15 protein-coding genes and 1 riboswitch are annotated in these 22,031 nt (G+C 50.7%); of the genes, 3 read left to right on the top strand and 12 right to left on the bottom strand.

The window, feature by feature from the left end; all coding sequences use genetic code 11:
* Positions 1–2: 2 nt before the first annotated feature.
* Positions 3–806, top strand: a complete 804-nt coding sequence (locus tag GEV47_RS13365) for a PA3715 family protein (protein ID WP_153235252.1) — start codon at positions 3–5, stop codon at positions 804–806.
* Between the two features lie 43 nt (positions 807–849).
* Positions 850–2,211 carry a type VI lipase adapter Tla3 domain-containing protein gene (locus GEV47_RS13360; RefSeq protein WP_153235251.1) on the top strand — a complete coding sequence of 454 codons (1,362 nt, stop codon included), beginning with the start codon at positions 850–852 and terminating at the stop codon, positions 2,209–2,211.
* 1,031 nt (positions 2,212–3,242) lie between these two features.
* On the opposite strand, the gene GEV47_RS13355 is transcribed toward GEV47_RS13360, so the two are convergent.
* The 3 genes from GEV47_RS13355 to GEV47_RS13345 are packed head-to-tail and all read right to left on the bottom strand — an operon-like array spanning position 3,243 to position 4,510.
* Entirely contained in the window at positions 3,243–3,695 is a 453-nt protein-coding gene (locus GEV47_RS13355; protein ID WP_153235250.1) for a protein-export chaperone SecB, read from the bottom strand.
* Positions 3,696–3,708: 13 nt separating this feature from the next.
* Entirely contained in the window at positions 3,709–3,960 is a 252-nt protein-coding gene (locus GEV47_RS13350; protein ID WP_153235249.1) for a hypothetical protein, read from the bottom strand.
* Positions 3,953–4,510: a hypothetical protein gene (locus tag GEV47_RS13345; RefSeq protein ID WP_153235248.1), complete on the bottom strand. Its 558-nt coding sequence runs from the start codon at positions 4,508–4,510 to the stop codon at positions 3,953–3,955. The genes GEV47_RS13350 and GEV47_RS13345 overlap by 8 nt, the downstream gene beginning before the upstream one ends.
* A gap of 630 nt (positions 4,511–5,140) precedes the next feature.
* Here GEV47_RS13345 and GEV47_RS13340 point away from each other — a divergent pair.
* Entirely contained in the window at positions 5,141–12,292 is a 7,152-nt protein-coding gene (locus GEV47_RS13340; RefSeq protein WP_153235247.1) for an autotransporter-associated beta strand repeat-containing protein, read from the top strand.
* 268 nt (positions 12,293–12,560) lie between these two features.
* Here GEV47_RS13340 and bluB read toward each other — a convergent pair whose 3' ends face one another.
* The 9 genes from bluB to cobT form a co-directional block, all read right to left on the bottom strand.
* Positions 12,561–13,217 (bottom strand): 5,6-dimethylbenzimidazole synthase, encoded by a 657-nt coding sequence (bluB, locus tag GEV47_RS13335; protein WP_153235655.1) that lies wholly within the window; start codon positions 13,215–13,217, stop codon positions 12,561–12,563.
* 32 nt (positions 13,218–13,249) lie between these two features.
* Positions 13,250–14,710, bottom strand: coding sequence for a cobyric acid synthase (locus GEV47_RS13330; RefSeq protein ID WP_153235654.1), 1,461 nt, complete (start codon positions 14,708–14,710; stop codon positions 13,250–13,252).
* Positions 14,711–14,724: 14 nt separating this feature from the next.
* The gene (locus GEV47_RS13325; protein WP_153235246.1) at positions 14,725–15,582 is read right to left on the bottom strand and encodes a cobalamin-binding protein; all 858 of its coding nucleotides are present in this window, start codon (positions 15,580–15,582) and stop codon (positions 14,725–14,727) included.
* Between the two features lie 29 nt (positions 15,583–15,611).
* Positions 15,612–16,178 carry a bifunctional adenosylcobinamide kinase/adenosylcobinamide-phosphate guanylyltransferase gene (gene cobU / locus GEV47_RS13320; protein WP_153235245.1) on the bottom strand — a complete coding sequence of 189 codons (567 nt, stop codon included), beginning with the start codon at positions 16,176–16,178 and terminating at the stop codon, positions 15,612–15,614.
* Positions 16,178–16,804 (bottom strand): cob(I)yrinic acid a,c-diamide adenosyltransferase, encoded by a 627-nt coding sequence (gene cobO / locus GEV47_RS13315; RefSeq protein WP_153235244.1) that lies wholly within the window; start codon positions 16,802–16,804, stop codon positions 16,178–16,180. The genes cobU and cobO overlap by 1 nt, the downstream gene beginning before the upstream one ends.
* 247 nt (positions 16,805–17,051) lie before the next feature.
* Positions 17,052–18,968, bottom strand: a complete 1,917-nt coding sequence (locus tag GEV47_RS13310) for a TonB-dependent receptor domain-containing protein (protein ID WP_153235243.1) — start codon at positions 18,966–18,968, stop codon at positions 17,052–17,054.
* 72 nt (positions 18,969–19,040) lie between these two features.
* Positions 19,041–19,426, bottom strand: a riboswitch (cobalamin riboswitch).
* A 62-nt stretch (positions 19,427–19,488) separates the two neighbouring features.
* Complete coding sequence (locus GEV47_RS13305; RefSeq protein ID WP_322741643.1) at positions 19,489–20,082, bottom strand: histidine phosphatase family protein; 594 nt, start codon at positions 20,080–20,082, stop codon at positions 19,489–19,491.
* Positions 20,069–20,848 carry an adenosylcobinamide-GDP ribazoletransferase gene (locus tag GEV47_RS13300; RefSeq protein ID WP_153235242.1) on the bottom strand — a complete coding sequence of 260 codons (780 nt, stop codon included), beginning with the start codon at positions 20,846–20,848 and terminating at the stop codon, positions 20,069–20,071. The genes GEV47_RS13305 and GEV47_RS13300 overlap by 14 nt, the downstream gene beginning before the upstream one ends.
* A gap of 97 nt (positions 20,849–20,945) precedes the next feature.
* Positions 20,946–21,989, bottom strand: a complete 1,044-nt coding sequence (gene cobT / locus GEV47_RS13295) for a nicotinate-nucleotide--dimethylbenzimidazole phosphoribosyltransferase (RefSeq protein WP_153235241.1) — start codon at positions 21,987–21,989, stop codon at positions 20,946–20,948.
* Positions 21,990–22,031: the final 42 nt, after the last annotated feature.

Genomic DNA, 22,031 nt, shown 5'->3' with positions numbered 1-22,031 from the left:
ACATGAATCGTAAATGGATGGTTTTGCTGTCATTGCTCATTCCCTGCGCAGCCTTTAGTTGTGATGTTACGGGAATTCTGAAACAAGCTTATCCATATGCAAAACAGAACGAAAGCGGCTTTGAACTACAAGGGAAAGAGCCTCAACACATTGACATCGACGCCGTGGCATGTAAGGTGTGGCCAGCATATCCTGAGTTGACACTGGTTGCAGTGCCTTTGACCGACGTAAATTCCGCAGAAGAAGGCATAAGTTATGGAGATGTAGAATTGATCGTTACCGATACCGCAACTGGTAAGCCGCTTCAGCGTCTACGCGAGGTAAATATGGCTTTTGAAGATGCAGTTCGTCTCGATAAGGTTTCGTTTGACACTGCGCACTACGATCTCAGCGATAAGCAACGAGCGTTCGGTCTGCGTTTGTCAAAATACAATCATTCGCGAGCTAGCCCGCTTTCTGAAGATAGCCTATGGCTGTACACGCTAACTGACAGTGGCATCCGACGTGTATTAGCAGGCCTCGTAGTGGCAAGTTCAATTGGTGAGTGGGATGACGATTGCAAAGGCACATTTGATAATATTAAGCGCACAGTCGCCATAAGCTCAAAAGATAATGGGTTTCGAGATTTGATGGTAAGAGAGCGGGGGCAGTCGAGTATCGAGACGGGCAAGAAAAATAATGACTGTGTCGAAAAAATCCTCAATCGACCTGTGATTACCTATCAGCTTCATTACGATGGAAAACACTATGTTATGCCTAAAAATATTCAAGCATTAGATACCGAGGATGTGACAAGTACTCACTAAACCAGACTCATACCGTGCCGGCAATAATAAATGAAATCATTTCATGTCTCAATCCAATACAAATAACACTACAAAAATTGACTCTCTGGAAATAGTCGGCGCAGGTGTCAGCGTGGAAACTTTTGGTAATTATTCCGATGATGATAGCGTCAATTTGTGGAAGGCTGTACAGGCGAATAATGGTTACATTATTTCGTCAGATCCTGATCGCTACCCGACGCATTTTCGCGATGCACTACCGCTGGCGGAGAGTCGTCAGGAAGCCGCTATCCAAACCGCGATGCATCATTTCATGGATAGCTATCCCATCCCGATTGCGATAGTCGGCACAAACTGGCAAGAAGAGGACAACGTTGCCGTCGCAGATAAAATCCGCGCCGCCAACGCCAACTGCTTTATTCCTAAAACAGGCGACGAGCACTACACTGTCGCAGGCAAATTTCCGGGATTGAATACGCAGCGCGGGCAAGTCCTGACTTCCTATTTGAATGATAATCCTGACAAATTATGGAATATCCTGTTCGCCACCTTTGATGAGCATGCGGATATTCCTGCTTTAGGAGTAGGGGCTGTTGATGGGCTGGTACAGCGTGCTTTCGATGGCGAACATCAAGATGATCTGACATTTGGTACCTTAGCCGACCAGGCTTGTCACCCAAAAACACCGCGCGTACTCAGTGACAGCTGCACCATGCTGGCAATGGTAAGCCGTAGCCGGATAGATCGTTTACGTCAGTATTCCGATCTGGTACAAGATGCGATGACCAGCAGTGATCGAAGTGGCTATAAGACGCGCACCCAATCGGAATTTAATGGCTGGAAAAAAGTGCCGGGGCGCGCATTTGAAACGACCCCATTTATCGCGACACCGTGGACGAGATTTCAGGAGGATCAATACGATCACCTGCAACTGTTGGGCAGAGTGTACCGGCCACAAAATATTTCGTACTTGAATCCCTCCGATGGAAAGTCACTCAACGCAGCAGAGCGCAATGCACAGATGGAAATCGCATTACAGGCGGCATTAGCTCCTATTGGTGGAAAAATGCCGGCTCGGGTTTTTTATGATTACGGCAGTATATGGAAAGATCGTGCAGGTTCTGCGCGTTTTCAAGCGCTGAGCAGTGCTATCAAAACCGTCGATCCAGAGTTTGATTTGACCGATCCTAAGCGCGGTTATGACCTGGCAATAATCTTAGGTGATTTAGGTGCTGGTAGTCCGTTTGTTGCAGTCGCACTGGCGATAGAGGCAGCACAGCAATCGGGTGGCGCGACGCTGGTGGTGAATATGCGCCGTAATGATGGAGCAACACTGCTGTTAATCACACCGCCATCTGCAGTTGAACGCCAATTCCATTCAGAAATTGAACGCCCATTCTGGCCTCGTTTTTATGGCTTTAATTGAATTATTGCATTTGAATAGTTGGATTTAGAAATAGTGGAAAAAATGCTGTCATTATGTTGTCATTCTGGAGCCAAATCAGCCCCAAAACACCCCAATTAATGACAATACTCTATTTCTAAGTGATTGATTTTAAAGAAAGTAGTGGTGGAGGCGGCGGGAATCGAACCCGCGTCTGAGAGGCGAAAAATCGAATAATTCGCTGTCCTGAAGATATGGTGCGATTAGTTTGACATGGAATCACTTATTCAAACATCCCTTACATTTGTTATTCAGTCGAATCTCTCTGGCAGGCCAAGGCGTTCCAGAATGACGCAATTTGCAGCGGATTCCATTCAACGAAAGTAGGTTAACGTTTGTTGAAAACGAATCGAAGCCTTACTGTGGAAGCATCTGATAAATTTCTCAATGGATTGACGATTGGCGCAAAAATGACGTACTTTGCTGGGCTTTAATTGAATAGACGCTCACTTTCAAAGCGGTATCAAAGTGCCAAAATAGTGGAGGTCGTCGGCTTAACTGAAAGGAGCGTCTATTTCCATAAGGAGAATCCATGAACGTGCACTTCATTGATGTGAAAAGTTGCGGAGACTCGCCAGAATCGCTAGGTGCCCCAACGCGAAGAGGTTGCATCCAAGTCGATCAGATCGCAACCTTTGTTGATCTGTACGAGTATTAAGGGCAAACCGGTATCAAGGCCAGAACCATGCTAATTGAATCAGATGATCATGTTGACCCCGAAGCTGGCAGAGAAGGTGGGGCTGTGATTAAATTCGTGCGAATTTTACTAGTTGAATACAAATACGAAGCCGTTAAGAAACTGATTCGCGGAAACGCTGGCTAAGACACTTCTATCGAGTTGTGTCGATCACGAATCAGGGCGAGTAGTTAGCTCCGTTTATATTAATTAGGAACGGCGGAATAGAAGCGCAAAAAACCGCGATCGTTCTAGTCTCGCGGTTTTTTCAAAGGCCGTTAAAGTTATGATTCAGAGCATAGAGCAAATACATAGCTTGTGCATCAGACTCCAGCGTTCAATTGACTTCAATGATTGCCGATTTTTGTGCTGGGACAGGTCCATTTTTTTGCCTTGCATTGAACATTGCTTGAAAATTCACTGGGGGCAGCATTAAAGGATTTAATCCCGAGTTAGTACATACAGTCGCGACAAAAGCCCTTAAAAAAGGATAAGCAATAGCAGGGGCGTTGACCTGCATGAAGGTGTCCTGAAGAGTTTCGTCGGTGACTATAAACTCTGCTACTTTTTCATTTTTAACTTCAAACTCGACGGCATAATTGACTTTCATACCCATACCTTCGTCGTGCAAAAGACGAAGATGCAGAGCAATTTCAACTAAGTTGTCCGTAATGCGAAGAGCTTCGACCGAAAGCGATAATTTCTTATCACCGAGCTCAAGGTCTACATCGCTAGCATCAGCGATTTCCAACGCTTTTAATCGGAATTTAACTGGTTTTATTTGTAACATCTCAGATCGGCAATTAAGCCGCCATCATATAACTACCATCGTTTGCGGCCGCGCCGGAGACCAATTCCGAAGAAAAATTTTCGAAATTTAACTCAATTGCTGGTTCAAATCCAGCACGCTCCCATGCGTCAACGAATTCACTCTCGTTGTAGCAACTAACTTTCCGTACACAATCGATACCAAATTCCTGCAGCTTTCCTTCTAGCTCAGCTACGGTCATAGTGTTGATAATTTTTAATGCTGCTTCAAATAAATTATTATTCATAAGTTGCTCCTACAAATATTTCCGTGACGTCTAAAAATGGAACATCTTTCGACACGCAAAGTACAGTTGTGTTCGGAACATTCAACTGTAGCTTTAGTTTTCGCTCTCGTATGGACTTAATGTACAGGTTATGCCTTACAGCATGTGCTCCTGTCATCGAAACCAAACAATTGAACATAGCGCAACTGTGCTCCAGTGGTTTTTTGATATCGAAGTTTGCGGCAATTTTGTCGAACCATATTTCTTTAAGCGCATTGAAATTCTTAAGGCCATTCAGGTCGCAAAGATCAATCAGCTTGTCTATGCCAATTTGGACGTTGGTTTCTAATACGGAAAATTTTTCATATTTGTTAGACCTCGAAGCTATGTCCCATGCTTGGGCTCGGGCCCAATCCTTGGCATTTGTTACAGGATCAGAAACGCCATCAACAAAGAAATATACCCCATGCCCTAACCACTCTGTCTTGCTTTTGCTTTCATTAAACGTCGAGCCTAAAATACTCATCGCCGCTTCGTAACTTGTTCCGTGATACCCGGAAAATGTCTGCATATCAGTTAATTGTCGGGTGTTAATTTGGATGTCATCAAAACATTTCCCTTTTGGAAATATTAATTCTAGCAAATCTTATCACATCATAGCACGCTCAAACAGTACGTCTAAACAACACATCTAGCCACTTTTGTTGATTGTAATGTTTGCACGGCCTTTGGTGTCTAGAGTAGTTTGTGTTGGCGGACCGCGGCGAGAATCGAACCTGCGCACCCTGATCCAAATACTATTTGAGTCGAATAGGTATATAACGGACAAATCCTGCCCCCGCAACCAACACACGAAAGCCTTGTCAGGATAAAACCTGACAAGGCTTTTTTGTTATTTTCCGGACCAGATACTAAACATATCTGGTCCGTTTTCGTTTGTACCCGCATTTTGTTTCCTTGTTGCGCGATGCTGATTGCGACTAAGCGAATTTTTGCTTGAAACCATTTTCCATTGCGTCACTCGCCTTCAGAAAATGCGCGCAGAACCGTATCGCGATAACAACTTGCTACCGGCAGAACGACTCACGCTTCTTGGTAGCCTCTAAGATTAATCTGTGTTTTAGGACAATTCCGATATTAGTGATGATTCATACTCGATAAAGTTCGCCCCAATACAAATTGTTTTGGATCGAGAGCAGCTATGAACAAAATCTATCGAATCGTATTTAATCATGTCACCGGCGCCTGGGTTGCGGTCGCAGAAACTGCGAAAGGACGCGCCAAGACTAAGACCTCAACTTTGGTGTCAGCGTCGTCTGCTGCATGGATTATCCGTCCGGCGATGCTTACTGCTTTGGGGATGCTGGCTGCTCCTATAGTGCAGGCGCAACAGGCTATCTCGTTTCCCACTACTGGAACCATTGATATTGGCAGCACAACCAATACCATTAATGCTTTGCCGGTAAGTAATGGTGCAGTCGGCACCATCCTCGGTGTTGGCGGAACATTGATCTATACAGGTGCGACAGGGGCCTTCAGCCTTGGCGGTACAACAAATTTAATGCAGCAGAGCTTGGATATGTCGAGGCTCAGCAATTTCGTCTACGATAATGCCTCTCAAAGTTTTAGTGTTGGTGGGCGGATGAGCGCCGGATCCCAAGTAACCGGTGATACCAGCGGAACTTTGACCCTGGCAGGGCAAAACAACACGATCACGGCATCCGTGTTTGGTGTGGGTAATGTCGCGCGTTCCGTGCAGGGAGGCGCCACCAACAGCGGAACCGTCAATCTCGGGCAAAACAACACCATTAACGCAGATCAGATCGTTATCGGTAACAACCAGGCTTCTGGCAACTTGAGCTTCCAAAGCAGCATTATTGGCGGCACACTGGTACTGCGCGGAACGGATGGCAGCAGTGCGGTCAGCAATTGGAACATTAGCGTCGGCGGTAACAGCAACTACAGTGCTACGAATAGCCTCGTAGATCTGTCTGGCGGCTCTTTGGATGCACAAGTTAGCAATCTGACTATCGGCACATCATTATCCGGTAGTCAGGCAGCTACTGGCACCTTGATCATGGGTACCGGCACGCTGAACACCGATAACATTCTTCTGGGGCGGCGTACCACTCCTGGCACAACTAATGCCGGCGCGGCGTATGGCACATTGACTGTTAACAGCGGCGGCACAGTCAACGCGCAAACTATGATGCTGGGCGACCGTTCTGGCGGTACCAATGGTTCAGCTTCTGGCACCCTGAACATTAACGGCGGCACAGTAAACGTGCAATCCATGACGCTGGGTAATGGTGCTCAAGGTTCGGGGACTGTCAATATCGACAGCGGCGGAACGCTGCAAGCAGGGACAATTCAACGCAATAACACTGGCACGATCAATTGGAAGAATGGCACTATAGGCAATCTGGCCGATGACGCAAACATGTCCATCTCTGGTGCCAATATTGTGTTGTCCAGTGGTGGCCCACATACATTCGAGATTGATGGTGACAATGCCGTTGCCTCCGTGAGTTCAGTCATCAGCGGTGCGGGCCAGGTGCTTACCAAGGCTGGTAGCGGCATACTGGCACTGACCGGTACTAACACGTATACCGGTGGCACAACAGTCAATGACGGGCTGGTTAACTTCCAGTCTTTGGCCAACTTCGGTACCAGCGGCAACATCACGCTTAATGGCGGTGGCCTGCAATGGGGCACTGGCGTGACTACCGACGTATCGGCACGTCTGAATGCGCTGGGCACTAATGGCGCTGTATTCGATACCAACGGCAACAATGTGACCCTTGCTGGTAATCTGTCTGGCGCTGGCGGCGGCCTGATCAAGAATGGCGACGGCGTACTGACATTAACCGGTACGAATACTTTCGACGGTGTTTCGCAGATCAATCAGGGCACGCTAACGCTGGGTAACGGTGGTGTGGGCGGTAACATCGCTGGCGATGTAGTGAATAACGCTGTTCTGATTATCAATCAGTCAGGCACTACAACCTTACCGGGCGTAATCTCTGGCGACGGTTCGCTGCAACAAAACGGCAGTGGCACAACCGTGCTGGTTAACGACAATACTTATACCGGCGGTACCGAGATCAACGCGGGCACTCTGCAATTAGGTAACGGCGGCAGTACTGGTAGCATCGTTGGCAACGTTGCTAACAATGGGGCTCTGGTGATCAACCAGACTGGCACGTCAGTATTGTCGGGCACGATTTCCGGCACTGGTTCGCTGACGCAAAGCGGTAGTGGCACAACCGTACTGGCGCATAACAATACTTACACTGGTGCGACTACTATCGATGCAGGAACTTTGCAACTTGGTGACGGCGGGACGAGCGGTAGTGTTACTGGCAATATCGCCAATAACGGGACATTGAGCCTCGATCGTTCCGATAACTTCACATTCTCCAATGCTGTTTCTGGTAATGGTTCGCTCACGCAAGCGGGGACGGGAACTAGCACAATTACAGCTGACAATACTTACACGGGCGGAACCAGTCTCAATGCTGGCATTCTGAATGTCAGTGCCGATGCCAATCTTGGCGCGACAACTGGTGGTCTTACTTTCAATGGCGGGGCGTTGCAAACGTCGGGTTCGTTTACATCTGATCGGGCCGTGACGCTCAACACTAGCGGCACCATCGATACTCAGGCCAACAGCAACACGCTGACTGGCGTGATCGCCGGCACTGGCGCGCTGGTCAAGCAGGGCAGCGGCACGCTGACGCTCATCGCTGACAATACTTATACAGGCGACACGGCGATCAATGCTGGCACGCTGCAACTTGGCAATGGCGGTACGACTGGCAGCATCGTCGGTGACGTGCTCAACAATGGTGCACTGGTTGTAGATCGCTCCGACGCAACGACCTTGTCCGGTGTTATTTCCGGCAACGGTTCACTGACGCAAGCTGGTGCTGGCACAACGGTGCTGACTGGCGACAACACTTATACCGGCGATACCGCGATCAACGCTGGCACGCTGCAAATCGGTGACGGCGGCACTAGCGGCAGCATCGCTGGCAATGTGAACAACAACGGAGCGTTGATTGTCGATCGTAGCGATGCATTGACCTTGGGTGGCGTGATCAGTGGTACAGGTTCGCTCACGCAAGCGGGCACAGGTACGACTACGCTCACGGGTGTCAATACTTACACCGGCGGCACCAATCTCAACGCCGGCGTTCTGAACGTTGGCTCTGATGCCAACCTCGGTGCGGCTGCCAGCAATCTCACTTTCAATGGCGGGACGTTGCAAACGTCGGGTTCGTTCACGTCTGACCGGGCAGTGATGATCAACACCAGCGGCACCATTGATACGCAGGGCAATAGCAACACACTGACTGGCGTGATCGCTGGTGTCGGCGCTCTTGACAAGCAGGGCAGTGGGACGCTGATACTCACCGGTGATAACACTTATGGCGGTGGCACCACGATTAGTGCCGGCACGCTGCAACTCGGCAATGGCGGCACCAGCGGCAGCATCGTCGGCGACGTGCTCAACAATGGGGCACTGGTTGTTGATCGCTCCGACGCGACGACCTTGTCCGGTGTTATTTCCGGTAACGGTTCACTGACGCAAGCTGGTGCTGGCACAACGATACTTACTGGCGACAACACTTATACTGGCGGCACCGCGATCAACGCCGGCACGCTGCAAATCGGTGACGGCGGCACTAGCGGCAGCATCGCCGGCAATGTGAACAACAACGGCGCGTTGATTGTCGATCGCAGCGATGCATTGACCTTGTCCAGTGTTATTTCCGGCAACGGCTCACTGACGCAAGCTGGCACAGGAACAACGGTGTTGACTGGCACTAACACTTATACTGGCGACACCGCGATCAACGCCGGCACGCTGCAAATCGGTGACGGCGGCACTAGCGGCAGTATCGCCGGCAATGTGAACAACAACGGCGCGTTGATTGTCGATCGTAGCGATGCATTGAGCTTGGGTGGCGTGATCAGTGGTACAGGTTCGCTCACGCAGGCGGGCACAGGTACGACTACGCTCACTGGCGCAGGCTCCTCCGTCGGCAGCACGAATGTCACAGCCGGAACCTTGAACCTGGCGCAGTCCGGTACCTTCACCAACAGCGGCAACTACACCACCAGTGGTGGTGCGACCACTCAGGTCGGCGCCGATTCGACCCTGACCGTGGGCGGCGTTTTGACGCAGGCCGCAGGCAGCACGCTTAGCGTTGACATCAATGGCAATGGCGGGCAGCCCGCCATCACAGCGAACACCGCCAATCTGAGCGGTACGATCAATATAGCCGGTTACACTGCACCTACGCCGCCGAATGGCGACGACGGGTTGATCGGTACTCAGGTCAATATCATTCGCACCACCGGCGGCATCACCAACGATTTCACCTCAGTTAATGTGGGTGGCTCGACGACACCGGTCGACTACCTCTCGGTGGTCGGCAGCAAGTCGGTCGATGGTCTGGACTACAACGTTGGCCTTGGTCTGACCTGGTTTGCCGGAGCTAATCAAGGCAACGGCGTGTTCACGCTTGCCAACAGCAATGAGGCATTTAATGTCGGCGTTGCGCTAACTGATCAATCAGCTTCAGGTACGCCGTGGAATGGCACAACGCTGACCAAGAACGGTGAGGGCACACTCACGCTGTCGGGAGAGAATACCTATAGCGGCGGCACGGTGATCAACGGCGGCACGCTACAAATCGGCAACGGCGGCACTAGCGGCAGCATCGTTGGCGACGTGGCGAATAACGGTACGCTGGTATTCAATCGTAGCGATGCATTGCGCTATGACGGGATTGTCAGTGGCACTGGCGCGCTGACGCAGGCAGGCAGCGGTACGTTGACACTGACTGGTACTAACACTTACGAGGGCGGCACCAACCTCAATGCCGGTATTTTGAATGTCAGTGCTGATGACAACCTTGGTGCTGCAACCGGTGGTCTGACTTTTAATGGTGGCACTTTGCAAACGGCGGATTCGTTCACGTCTGACCGGGCCGTGACGCTCAACACTAGCGGTATCATCGATACGCAGGACAATAGCAACACACTGACTGGCGTGATCGCTGGTGTCGGCGCACTTGCCAAGCAGGGCGCCGGGACGCTGATACTCACTGGTGATAATACTTACAGTGGCGGCACCACGATTAATGCTGGCACGCTGCAACTCGGTGATGGCGGTACCAGCGGCAGCGTCGTTGGCGACGTGAACAATAATGGCTCTCTGGTTGCAGATCGTTCGGATGCATTGACTTTGTCCGGTGCAATTTCCGGCACAGGTTCGCTGACGCAAGCGGGCACAGGCACAACGATACTTACTGGCGACAACACTTATACCGGCGGCACCACGATCAGCGCAGGTACTTTGCAATTAGGTGATGGCGGAGCCACTGGCAGCATCGTTGGCGACGTCACTAATAATGCGGCGCTGGTGATCAATCAGTCAGGTACAGCAGTATTGCCGGGCACGATTTCCGGTACCGGTTCGTTGACACAAAGCGGCAGCGGCACAACTGTACTCGTAGCTGATAATACCTATACCGGCGGCACCACTATCGCGGCAGGAACACTGCAGCTTGGTAATGGCGGCACCACCGGTAGCGTCGCCGGTGATATCACCAATAATGGCACGCTGAGTTTCAATCGCGCCGATACCGTTACCGTCGACAACCTGATTAGCGGCACAGGTGGTCTCACGCAAATCGGTTCAGGTATGCTTAATCTGGAAGGTATCCAGACTTACACCGGACCAACGACAGTCAGCAACGGTACGCTGGCGGTCAATGGTTCCATCACATCCGACACCACCGTTGCTGCGGCGGGTACGCTGGCCGGTTTCGGCACTATTTTTGGTAACGCTGAAAACCAGGGCACAGTGCGACCTGGCTCAGCGGTGACAGGTAGTAGCAATTACGGCACGTTGACGATCCATGGTAACTATATCGGTTCCAACGGCACGCTTGCGCTCAATACCTATTTGGGTGGCGACGGCTCACCATCAGATCGACTCGTCATCGATGGCGGCAGCGCAACCGGAACCACCGACATACTCATCAACAATACCAGTACTGCCGGTTCTGTCTACACGACGGGCGATGGGATTGAATTGATTGCGGCCACGAATGGCGGTAGTACCGGGGCGAATGCTTTTAGTCTCGCCAATGCGGCGCGTAGCGGCTTCGCGGATTATCGTCTGTTCCGCGGCGGTTTGAATGGCGACAATCCGGATAACTGGTTCTTGCGTAATACCTTTACCGTTGTGCCACCAGATCCGGTTAATCCTACTGATCCGGTAGATCCGGTTACGCCAATCTTGCTGCCAGATCCGGTGGAAGGAATCCTGCCGCCAGGTACTTATCCGATTATTGGTCCGCAGATCGCAACTTATGCCGCAGTGCAGCCGATTGCGCGACAGTTGGGTTTGCTCACACTTGGAACCAAGGATGAGCGCGTTGGCGAAGATGCCTCCGGCAATGGGGCATCCACATCATCGGCAGGTTGGGCACGCGTATTCAATAGCTACGCCAACAATCAATATCAATCCTTCGCTAGTCCCAACGTCAAAGGCAATCTGACAGGTTTCCAGGTTGGTGCTGATATGTGGCAGGGAGTCGCTAACAGCGCAGGCAAGCAAGATAAGGCCGGTGTATACGCTGCCTTCAGTAACGCGAATATGAATGTCGACGGCTTGGTCACCAATGCCGATGCAACCGGTTATGTGCGGGAGCGTACTGGCAATCTGAACCTCAATGCCTGGTCCGGCGGCGCTTATTGGACACACTATGGCGCTGATGGCTGGTATCTGGATGGCGTATTGCAAGCGACGCATTATTCTGGATCGGCTTCGACCGCGAATGCCAATCTCAGTACCAACGGCCTGGGTATATTGGGTTCGGTGGAAACTGGTTATGCATTCTCGTTGCCGCAATTTGGTACGAGTTTCAAACTTGAACCACAAGCACAACTGGTATGGCAACGCGTCAATTTCGATGATAGAAATGATGGCTTGGGCGACGTTGCCCTGGGTACAACCAACGGCCTCAGTGGACGTCTCGGATTACTTGCAAAGTGGCAGGTTAAGAGCGCTAGCGGTCAAGTCTGGCAACCTAGTCTGGTGACTAATCTGTGGAAGGACGCGGGAACCAACGCGAATACGGTTTATTCAGGGACTTCTAGCGTGCCATTGGCTGCTAATGGCAGTCGCCTTGAGATGGGTGGTGGCGTGACAACTAAAATCAACGACAAGTTTAGTCTCTACGCGAATGCTACCTATCAATTTGGCTTGAACAATGCAGATAGACAAAAACGTGAAGGTATTAACGCTGCCGCTGGCTTGCGCTTTGCCTGGTAAGGTCTGGTAGTAACTCGGTAAAAAGCCCGGCATTGTAATAGCAGTGCCGGGCTTTTTTATGATGAAATTACATAAAACAGGACCATAAAACAGGACCGGAGAGGCATTTCTTGATCATGAAAGCGCGGCGTCCCAGAACGAAAAATATTGGTGCCGAATACCGGTACAAGTCAGAGCTCTTTTCTTAGGCATCTACGTCATAAGACGCATGATCAAGAAATACCTCTCCGGCCCTGTTTTACGTAAGGCCCATTCTTGTTTTTTAGTGTCATGTTTTTACGCTATTTTCCCAACTATCCTCAAACATAATCTCACTAAGCGCCCGGCGTTTATCCCAATTTTCAATCTCCAGCATAGGTGCCGGATAAAATTCATCAACATGGCCGACGCACAGCACGGCGATAGGTTTGCTACCTTCTGGCATCGCACATAGGTCACGCATGTGCTGTGGATCGAATAGAGAAACCCAGCCAACGCCGATACCTTCGGCTCGTGCCGCGAGCCAGAAATTCTGGATTGCGCATGCGGCTGACGCCAGATCCATTTCTGGCATGGTGCGACGGCCGAAAATGAAATTTTCGCGATGATCAATCAGGCCAACCACCAGCACTTCTGCGCAGCTTAGAATACCCTCTACTTTCAACTGCATGAACTCGTCGGCACGCTTACCTAACGCTTCTGCCGTGAGTATCCGTTCCTGATCAACATGATGGTGAATGTTGCTGCGCAGTTCGGGATTGACGATACGAATAAAGCGCCACGGTTGCATCAAGCCGACGCTGGGGCCATTGTGCGCAGCGGCGATGAAACGGGTTAATTGTTCTGGGGAGATCGCTCCGGGTTTGAAATGACGTACGTCGCGCCTTTCGCGGATGGCGCGATATACGCCGTTTATTTCTTCTGTCGAAAAGGCGTGCGGGCTCATTTTTTCATTCATTTGTTCAGCTATTTGTTCGCTCATGATGTGCTCCCATGTTGATCAAACTGCATCAATGCATCCAACAAAGGTTGGGCAGCATCGGCAATGCGATCAAGACTGGCTTCGCGCAATTGCGTAGTATCGACCGTGGTATGCGACTGCAAGCCGGCCCAACGCAGTAGCGCACTACAGGCTTGTGGCGTATCGAACAAGCCATGCAGATATGTCCCGAGAATTTGATTGTCTGCTGAAAGCGCACCTTCAGGTTGATCATTAATAGTGAAAGCCGGTTTATCAAGTGCACTGCCGCTGGTTGTACCCATGTGAATTTCATAAGCACTGACATTCGCTTCGGCGAAAGTACAGTTGCCACTGACTTGCACCAGACGTTTTTCTGCAGTCATTTCAGTCACCATATCGAGCAGAGAGAGTGCTGACGATGTGCCAACTTTCCCCTCTATGCCATGCGGATCGCTGATAGTTTTCCCAAGCATTTGAAAGCCGCCGCAAATACCGATGATTTTGCCACCATAACGCAGATGCTGCGCAATTCGTTGCGGCCAGCCTTGTGCTTGCAGCCACTCCAGATCTGCACGGGTATTTTTGCTGCCGGGGAGGACGATCAGATCGGCAGGCGGGATGGTTTGGTTTTGTTGAATGAATTGCAAATCCACTTCCGGATGCGCGCGTAAAGCATCGAAATCGGTGTGATTGCTCATTCGTGGCAAACTTGGCACGAGCACACGAAATGCACCGCGTGCGGCTTGTTGCGGCTGCACTGCATCCTCGGCGTCGAGAAACAAACCGTGCAGATAGGGCAGTGTGGCTAGCACGGGTTTGCCGGTTTGCAGTTCTAACCAATCTATACCCGGTTGCAGCAATGAGTGATCACCACGAAAGCGATTAATGACAAAACCGATGATACGCTTACGTTCGCTTTCGGACAGGCAAGCCAGCGTACCGATAATGTGTGCGAAGACGCCACCGCGATCAATGTCTGCCACCAAAATGACAGGACAATCAACGGCTTCTGCAAAGCCCATGTTGGCGATGTCACGTTCACGCAAATTAATTTCTGCGGGGCTGCCCGCACCTTCGACGACGATGCTGTCGTATTGCGCGGCCAAGCGTTGATAGGATTCAAGAACGGCCTGCATCGCAATCGTTTTGTATTGTTGATAATCGCGTGCATCCATCTCGGCCCGAACTTTACCGTGGATGATGACTTGTGCGCCAATATTGGACGACGGTTTGAGTAGTACCGGATTCATGTCGGTATGTGGTGCCAAGCCAGCAGCGATGGCTTGTAAGGCTTGTGCGCGGCCGATCTCACCACCGTCGGCCGTCACGGCGCTGTTAAGCGCCATGTTTTGCGGCTTGAATGGCACTACGTTTATACCTTGGCGTTTTAACAAACGACACAATGCGGCGACGACTGTACTTTTGCCAGCATCGGACGTTGTGCCTTGTACCATCAGCGTTGGAAAGGGGAAGTTCATGCGATTTTCAAATTTCATTTCCGATGCTGCCGCGCCAATTCCAGTTTTTCACAGAGTGCAGCTGTACCTTCTATCATGCGCGGTCCGGCACGACTAAGCAGATCGCTATCGAGCGTGAACAGATTGTCGTTGCGTACCGCCTTCATGGTGGGATATTGACGCCACAGATTGACGCCACTGTCATCTTTATCATTGCTGCCAAAAATGGCTTCTGGATCCGCTAACAATACGCTTTCGATACTCACCACTGGTGCAATGATTTTCATATCGGCGAAAATATTTTCACCGCCGCATAGACGGATCGCATCACTGATAATGCTGGTGCCGTTGATGGTGTAGAGAGGCTTGTCCCAAATTTGATAGAACATACGCACTGCTGGTTTGTGCGCATAGTGGGCGCGCAATGCCGCAAGTTTTTGACGTAACGCAGCCGCCGCTGGTTGCGCCACATTTTCTGTTCCCAGCAATTGACCTAAACGCTGAATATTATCTGGGATGTTATCCAGTTTTTCGGGCTCACTATGAAATAGCGGAATGCCGAGTTTGCGTAGCATTTCTATTTGCCGTTCAGAGCCGCCATGTCGCCACACTACGATCAGATCAGGCCGCATCGCAATCACGCGTTCCATGTCGATTTGGCGGTTGTCGCCGATGCGTGGGATTTTTTTTGCCGCGGCTGGATAATCGCTATAACTGACCGCACCGATAATATGTCCGCCACCACCGGCCGCGAACAATAATTCAGCGACATGCGGTGCCATAGCGATTACGCGTTGTGCAGGTTTTTGTAGCGTGACCAGATTGCCATCATCGTCACTCACGGTAATGACTGCATGCGTTTGAGCGCTGATGAGCAGCGCTATTGTCGTCATTAAAAACGTGATTAGATACCGAAGTCGACTCACGCCGTACCTTTCAAGTAGAGCGGTAATCCTGCCGCAATCAATACCACGCGATCGCATACGGTAGCGATCTCCTGATTCAGACGGCCAGCTTCGTCAGTGAAACTGCGATTGATAGCACCGACAGGCACTATGCCCATACCGACTTCGTTGGATACCAGTATCACGTCATTGGTGCACGCTGCCAGCGTTTGCAGCAATGCCAAGCGCTGCTGATGAAGCTGCGTGGGTAATGTGATGTTGCCGACGTCGGGATATTCTGTTCCTGCGCTGAACAGCAGATTCGACAGCCATAAAGTGAGGCAGTCAACCAGTATCAGGCGTTGCGGTGACGACCACTTCTCCACAGTTTCGGCTAGTGCCAGAGGCTCTTCTACCGTGATCCATTTACTTGGTCGCTGTCGGCGATGGTGCGTTATGCGATTTGCCATTTCACTGTCGCCGTTGTTATCTGGACCAGGCGCAGTGGCGATATATATTACTTCCTTGCCCGATGCACTAGCCAGTCGCTCGGCATACGCGCTCTTGCCAGAGCGTGCGCCGCCGAAAACTAAAGTACGTGTCATTACCATTCGATCCCAAGCTGTGCACCAATGCCAGCTTCGTAAGCATGTTTGACGACCGTCATGTCGGTAACCGTATCGGCAATTGCAATCAGTTCCGGTGGTGCGCCACGACCAGTGATGACCACATGTTGCATTTCGGGGCGATCAAGCAGATCGGCAATCACGGCATGGACATCTAAGTATTTGTATTGGAGCGCGATGTTGAGTTCGTCGAACATGACCAGGCCAATGGTGGGATCGGATAAAAATTCCCTGGCTTTTTCCCATGCTAATTTAGCTTTTTCGATATCGCGTTCGCGGTCTTGGGTTTCCCAGGTATAGCCTTCACCCATCACATGAAAACTGACTTCATCGGGAAAGCGTCGCAGAAATTTTTCATCGCCGGTGGGAATTGCGCCTTTGATGAACTGTACTACGCCAACTTTCATGCCGTTGCCCATCGCACGCATTACCATGCCGAAGCCGCTGGAACTTTTGCCTTTGCCATTGCCGGTGTTGACGACGATGATGCCGATTTTTTTATCGGCGGATTTTATTTTGGCGTCAATGATGGCTTTTTTGCGTTCCATGCGTACGCGATGGCGCTCATTAATGGCTGCGATTTCTTCTGGGCTTAGTTCTCTCATGGGATGTCCTTGTTCTTTATTGATGTTACACAGAGCTACAATCTAATCGGCGTCATTCCCGCGAACGCGGGAATCCACTTTACGAAATCCAAAGCTACGAATACATCATGTCGAATAATACGGAGGCACTTTGTATATCTGCAACACTTCGGATTTAATTAGGTAAGCTTACATACATATGCGAGTTTACTTGAGCAACATGGATTCCCGCGTTCGCGGGAATGACGGTAGCTATGCGTAATATCAGTTATTTATAACCGTAACGCAATCCAACAAACACCGTAGTTCCCGGTGTCTGGTAATACTGCGCCAATTGGTATTTTTTATCAGCGATGTTATTCCAGCGTATCAGTGCCGACCAGTCAGGCGTGATTTGGTAGGTCGAATACAGATTCAGCAAGCCGTAGCCGCCGAGTTGATTTTGGTTGGCAGCATCGTCGAAGCGCGCACCCGACAGTTCCCATTCGAGTCCCGCTTTGAGCGCACCGGTGCCATAGTCTACGCCGAAATTGGCGTGTTTTTTGGCCCGACGTGCCAGCACAGTATCAGTAGTTTGGTCTACCGGGTTTTGCAAATCAATGTTGCCGCGTACCGTGAAATCACCCAGCTTGTGGCTACCGGATAAGGTCACCCCTTGCAGCACCGCATGGTCGACGTTGTAAGCACAACCATAGCTGTATGTTTGCGGTTCGAATGGGCAAGGGTAGGCGTTGACGATTAAGTCAGTGATGCGATTGTGATAGTAAGCCGCGCTTAATTGGGTCATGCCATCGTCATAGCGCAGGCCTGCTTCAGCATTGCGTCCTTGTTCCGGTTTATTGGTCGGAATACCGTAACCAGGGTAATACAGTTCATTGAAAGACGGCGCGCGGAAGCTGGTGCCATAACTGGCAGTGGCACGTAGTGTATCGGTGATGCGATAACCGTAGCCGAGTGCACCGGTAACTTTGGAACCGTATTGTGAACTGTCGTCGTCACGCACACTAACGTTGAGCAGATGATTGCCGCGTTTCATATTATATGAAGCGGCGAACGAATTGGTGGTGCGGTCACCGCCAAGTTCTGGTGTTGAGCTGGATACCACTTGTTCCTTGCGGTAGCCATACAACAGTTGCAAGACGTCGCTGCCGATGTTGATGTCATTTTGCCACGTGAAGTCTGTTTGTTTAGTGTTGATTTGACTAAAACCATAGACCGGATCGGCGCTGCTGTAATTGGCTTGATCGTCGCGCGTTTGCGAGACTTGTACCAGACTTTGCCAGTTGGATAAGATCTGATTTTTACTGTAGACCGCGATATTGTCTAAATTTTGTACTGCGTGTGAATTATAGGTAGATGGGCCATTGTCGAATTGCGCATCAAGATGACTATTCAAAAATACCAAGCCAACTTCCTGACCTTTTGCTAACTGAAAACTGAATTGTCCAGACGCGTTTTGCTTGTTGTAACCGTCGTTGCTACCGTATGGATTATAGGAGTAGTTACCGGGAAGAGTTGCCGGGAAACCGGTTGACTGTTCTTTGCCCGCTTGAATCGCATAGCTGAAATTATGATCGCCACCGGTAGAGCCAGAAATGCTGCCGTCGTATTTATTGGTGTTGTAAGTGCCAGCGCCAACAGAGGCAGTTACGCTTGGCGCACCTGCGCCTTTTTTGGTAAAAATCTGAATCACGCCGCCAATTGCATCGGCACCATACAAAGTGGAAAGCGGGCCGTACACAATTTCGATATGGTCAATGGCGCTTAATGGAATGGCGCTCCAGTTGGCAGCGCCAGTTGTTGACGATCCAATACGCACCCCATCGATCAGTACGACGTTTTGGTTGCTGTTGGCACCGCGGATGAAGACGCTGGAAGTTGTGCCAGGGCCGCCATTGGTCGATATTTCAATTCCGCGTTGGCGTTGCAACAAATCGACGATAGAACCGGCGCCGGATTGGGCAATTTGATCGGCATTAATGACCAGAGTATCGCTAATAACATCGCTGGTTAGTTGTGGCGAGCGGGTCGCGGTAACGATGACCTGATTGGCGCTGTCACTGCTACTGACATTGTTATTGTTGTTTGGGGCAGTTTGTGCAAAAGCAGAAGATGCCGAACTCATGGCGAGCGTAGCTAACGCCAGCGACGTCAAGGTCGCACGGTGTGAAACAGGATGGGTCATGATTTTTTCAATAAATAAGCAACCAGCCTACCTCCCCGTAGGCCGGATTGTACAGAAGCAGTAATGCAAAACGTGCTTCCACCTGATTTGGCCGGTATCCGGGCTGACAAGCAGGTAGTCAGTTCAGCTGAATTAGTGGGTATAAATTGTGTCTTTTTCCGCCTGGCTGCGTTGTTCGTTGTCGCCATAGCTTGCTATGACTCCTCCTCGCGCCTCGCCAGACGAAAAAATCCATCAATTTCTATCCCACCAATCCAACTGAACTGACTACCATCGCCCTACCTTCCCATGCAAACACAGTGGTTTTAAATAGGCGACTTATCGTCGATGATGCTGACGACACTTGTTGACCGTTGCGGGGGCAGCACACGTGAGCCGCAGGAATCTGGCGGCTTCGTGTTTCCCGTTTAACTGCACGTCTGGACAGACGCGCGGGCACCAAAACAGCGACATTATAAATGCAATGAGTGGGCAATGCGAAGGCAATCCGGTCAATGGGCGACGCAACTGTTTGAGAAGATCAACGTTCCAGAATGATGGGTGTACCGTATGGAATGCGGTGCCGGGTTGTCGCGGCATGACGCGCGATTTTCGATAGTGACAAATCTACATTGTTTTCGTGCTCAGCATGCTGATGACAAGCTGTCAGCAAACGGATGGTGCCAGCATGGCAAATGATGATGACTTCATCATCCGGTAAATTTTGAATATCTGCATAAAATCCAGCAACGCGTGTCGCCATTTGCAGCACACTCTCACCGTCACCGGGACGGTAGTGAATCAAATCTGATGCCCAGGCGTCAATTTCTGTGCGTGGAATTTCGTCCCATGAACGCATTTCCCATGCACCAAAATGCATTTCGGTGAGACGAGCATCGAACTGTAGTGATGGATAATTGAGACGTGCAGCTAATTCCGCGCAGCGTCGTAACGGACTCGAAAAGAGTGCGGCCGTTTGCGGTAACGTTATTGATAAAGAGTTTGATACCCGCGTCAGCTCGTCATCTGCGATTGCCAGATCGCTGCTGCCGTAACAGATGTTAGCAGCGACTATGGGTTTGGGGTGACGGACTAAGGTGATGCGCATAGGAACAATGATATCAGTGCCAGACACCGTGCTGCAGGCTGGTGAGTATAGCCAGATAAATAATCACTTCCGTCACTTGTTGTACCGCGCCCAGACAATCGCCTGTATAGCCGCCAATGCGACGCACAAATTTTTGTGCGAGCCAGGCGGTAGCGATGACGGTAGCGAGTACAGCGCCGGCCAGCGTAGTCCAGGACACATAACCTGCAGCGCCACATAACAGGATTGGTAGTGCAGCGGTGATGGCCGCAATTAACCATTCTGAATTTTGCATTTTCTGCGCCAGTGGTTTGGCTTTTCCTTCTGCACGCACATATTCCAGTTGCCAAATCAAAGTCGTTGCCGCTAGCCGCGACAAAGGATGGGCAACAAATAACGCCACGATTACCAGCTGTGGTGGTAGCAGCGCCAGAGTAACGCACTTTAATGCCAGCAAACTTCCTATGCCAATAGCCCCATATGCGCCGATGCGTGAGTCCTTCATGATTTCCAGCACGCGTTGCGCCGTCAGACCGCCACCGAAGCCATCGCACATATCGGCGAAACCGTCTTCGTGAAAGGCGCCGGTAATATAAATTCCGGCAGCGGTTGCCAGTAGTACAGCTACTGGTGTTGGTAACAGCCATGCCGCCAGCGCATAGACCGCAGCACTAATGGCGGCGACCACGACGCCGACTAAAGGAAAATAACGTGAAGAGTGATGCAGCCAGTCAGGCTCAAATCCGACCCAGCGCGGAATTGGCAGGCGCGTAAAGAATTGCAGGGCGGTGAAGAAAAGGCGGATTTGATGCATGGGTGATTTTATTTATGCGATTGTTTTTAGCTCTTCTCCTGCTTGTGAAAGAAGAGCTAAACGATAGGCGCCAGTAATAGGCGAAGAGGTTAAGACGCTAAGATTTTTCGCTAACCTGAGCCGATTCAAACGTCGCCATCTGATTCAAAAAATTAACCGATGCATGCAAGAGCGGCAAAGCTAATGCGCAACCGGTACCTTCGCCTAAGCGCAAACTCAGTTGCAGCAGCGGACGTGCGTGCAGGTGTTGCAACATCTCCCGATGCCCATGTTCGTTCGAGCAATGCGAGAAAACGCAATAATCCAGAATAGCCGGTGAAATCCGTGCCGCAACCAGCAGAGCGCTGGTGACGATAAAGCCATCAATCAGCAGCACCATGCGACGTTCTGCCGCTTGCAACATCGCACCCACCATCATCGCGATTTCCAGACCACCGAAGGTGGCCAATATGTCTAGTGGTTCTATTGCAGTTGAATGCAACGCCACAGCAGCTTCAATCACACGCTGTTTGTGGAGGACGCCATCGCTAGACAGGCCAGTTCCGGCACCAACGCATTGCGCTACCGGTATGCCAGTCAGTTTATGCATTAACGCAGCCGCAGCGGTGGTGTTGCCGATCCCCATTTCACCAAAGCCAATCACGTTACCTTGAAGTTCTGCTACCAGTGCCATGCCGCTAGCAAGGGCGCGATGACAGGTCTCTGGCGTCATAGCGGGTAGTTGTGCGAAGTTGCGAGTTCCGTGCGCCAGTTTGCGGTCTATCAAACCATCACGTGATCCGAAATTGTGATTCACGCCGGCGTCAATAATTTGCAAATCGCAATGATTTTGTTGTGCGAACACGTTGATGGCTGCGCCTTTGGCAAGAAAATTTGCCACCATTTGCCAGGTTACGTCTTGTGGGTAAGCTGAAATACCCTCCGCAACAATCCCATGGTCTGCGGCAAACACCAGGATCACCGCTTGTTTTAGTGAGATGTCGGTCGTTTGCTGGATTAATCCAATTTGTTTGGCGAGTGTTTCCAGCATCCCCAGGCTACCGAGCGGTTTGGTTTTGTTGTTGATGCGCTGATCGAGTTGTGCCGCCAATGCGGAATTGTCGATTGCTGCAATGGTGGGGATAGTGGTAGGAATAGACATGGTCATCAATATGAATAAAGTAGTGGCGTAAATTTTCTAGCG

It is taken from the genome of Glaciimonas soli, from assembly GCF_009497155.1.
Taxonomy (GTDB): domain Bacteria; phylum Pseudomonadota; class Gammaproteobacteria; order Burkholderiales; family Burkholderiaceae_D; genus Glaciimonas; species Glaciimonas soli.
Note: the sequence above shows the minus strand (reverse complement) of the source record. Positions and strands in the feature narration are given on the sequence as shown.

Excerpts from the sequence above, each read along its gene's own strand:
- GEV47_RS13330 (WP_153235654.1), bottom strand. The coding sequence starts at position 14,710 with ATGAACTTCCCCTTTCCAACGCTGATGGTACAAGGCACAACGTCCGAT.
- GEV47_RS13310 (WP_153235243.1), bottom strand. The coding sequence starts at position 18,968 with ATGACCCATCCTGTTTCACACCGTGCGACCTTGACGTCGCTGGCGTTA.
- GEV47_RS13355 (WP_153235250.1), bottom strand. The coding sequence starts at position 3,695 with ATGTTACAAATAAAACCAGTTAAATTCCGATTAAAAGCGTTGGAAATC.
- cobU (WP_153235245.1), bottom strand. The coding sequence starts at position 16,178 with ATGACACGTACTTTAGTTTTCGGCGGCGCACGCTCTGGCAAGAGCGCG.
- GEV47_RS13325 (WP_153235246.1), bottom strand. The coding sequence starts at position 15,582 with ATGACGACAATAGCGCTGCTCATCAGCGCTCAAACGCATGCAGTCATT.
- cobT (WP_153235241.1), bottom strand. The coding sequence starts at position 21,989 with ATGTCTATTCCTACCACTATCCCCACCATTGCAGCAATCGACAATTCC.
- GEV47_RS13365 (WP_153235252.1), top strand. The coding sequence starts at position 3 with ATGAATCGTAAATGGATGGTTTTGCTGTCATTGCTCATTCCCTGCGCA.
- cobO (WP_153235244.1), bottom strand. The coding sequence starts at position 16,804 with ATGAGAGAACTAAGCCCAGAAGAAATCGCAGCCATTAATGAGCGCCAT.
- GEV47_RS13350 (WP_153235249.1), bottom strand. The coding sequence starts at position 3,960 with ATGAATAATAATTTATTTGAAGCAGCATTAAAAATTATCAACACTATG.
- GEV47_RS13340 (WP_153235247.1), top strand. The coding sequence starts at position 5,141 with ATGAACAAAATCTATCGAATCGTATTTAATCATGTCACCGGCGCCTGG.
- bluB (WP_153235655.1), bottom strand. The coding sequence starts at position 13,217 with ATGAGCCCGCACGCCTTTTCGACAGAAGAAATAAACGGCGTATATCGC.
- GEV47_RS13345 (WP_153235248.1), bottom strand. The coding sequence starts at position 4,510 with ATGCAGACATTTTCCGGGTATCACGGAACAAGTTACGAAGCGGCGATG.
- GEV47_RS13360 (WP_153235251.1), top strand. The coding sequence starts at position 850 with ATGTCTCAATCCAATACAAATAACACTACAAAAATTGACTCTCTGGAA.
- GEV47_RS13300 (WP_153235242.1), bottom strand. The coding sequence starts at position 20,848 with ATGCATCAAATCCGCCTTTTCTTCACCGCCCTGCAATTCTTTACGCGC.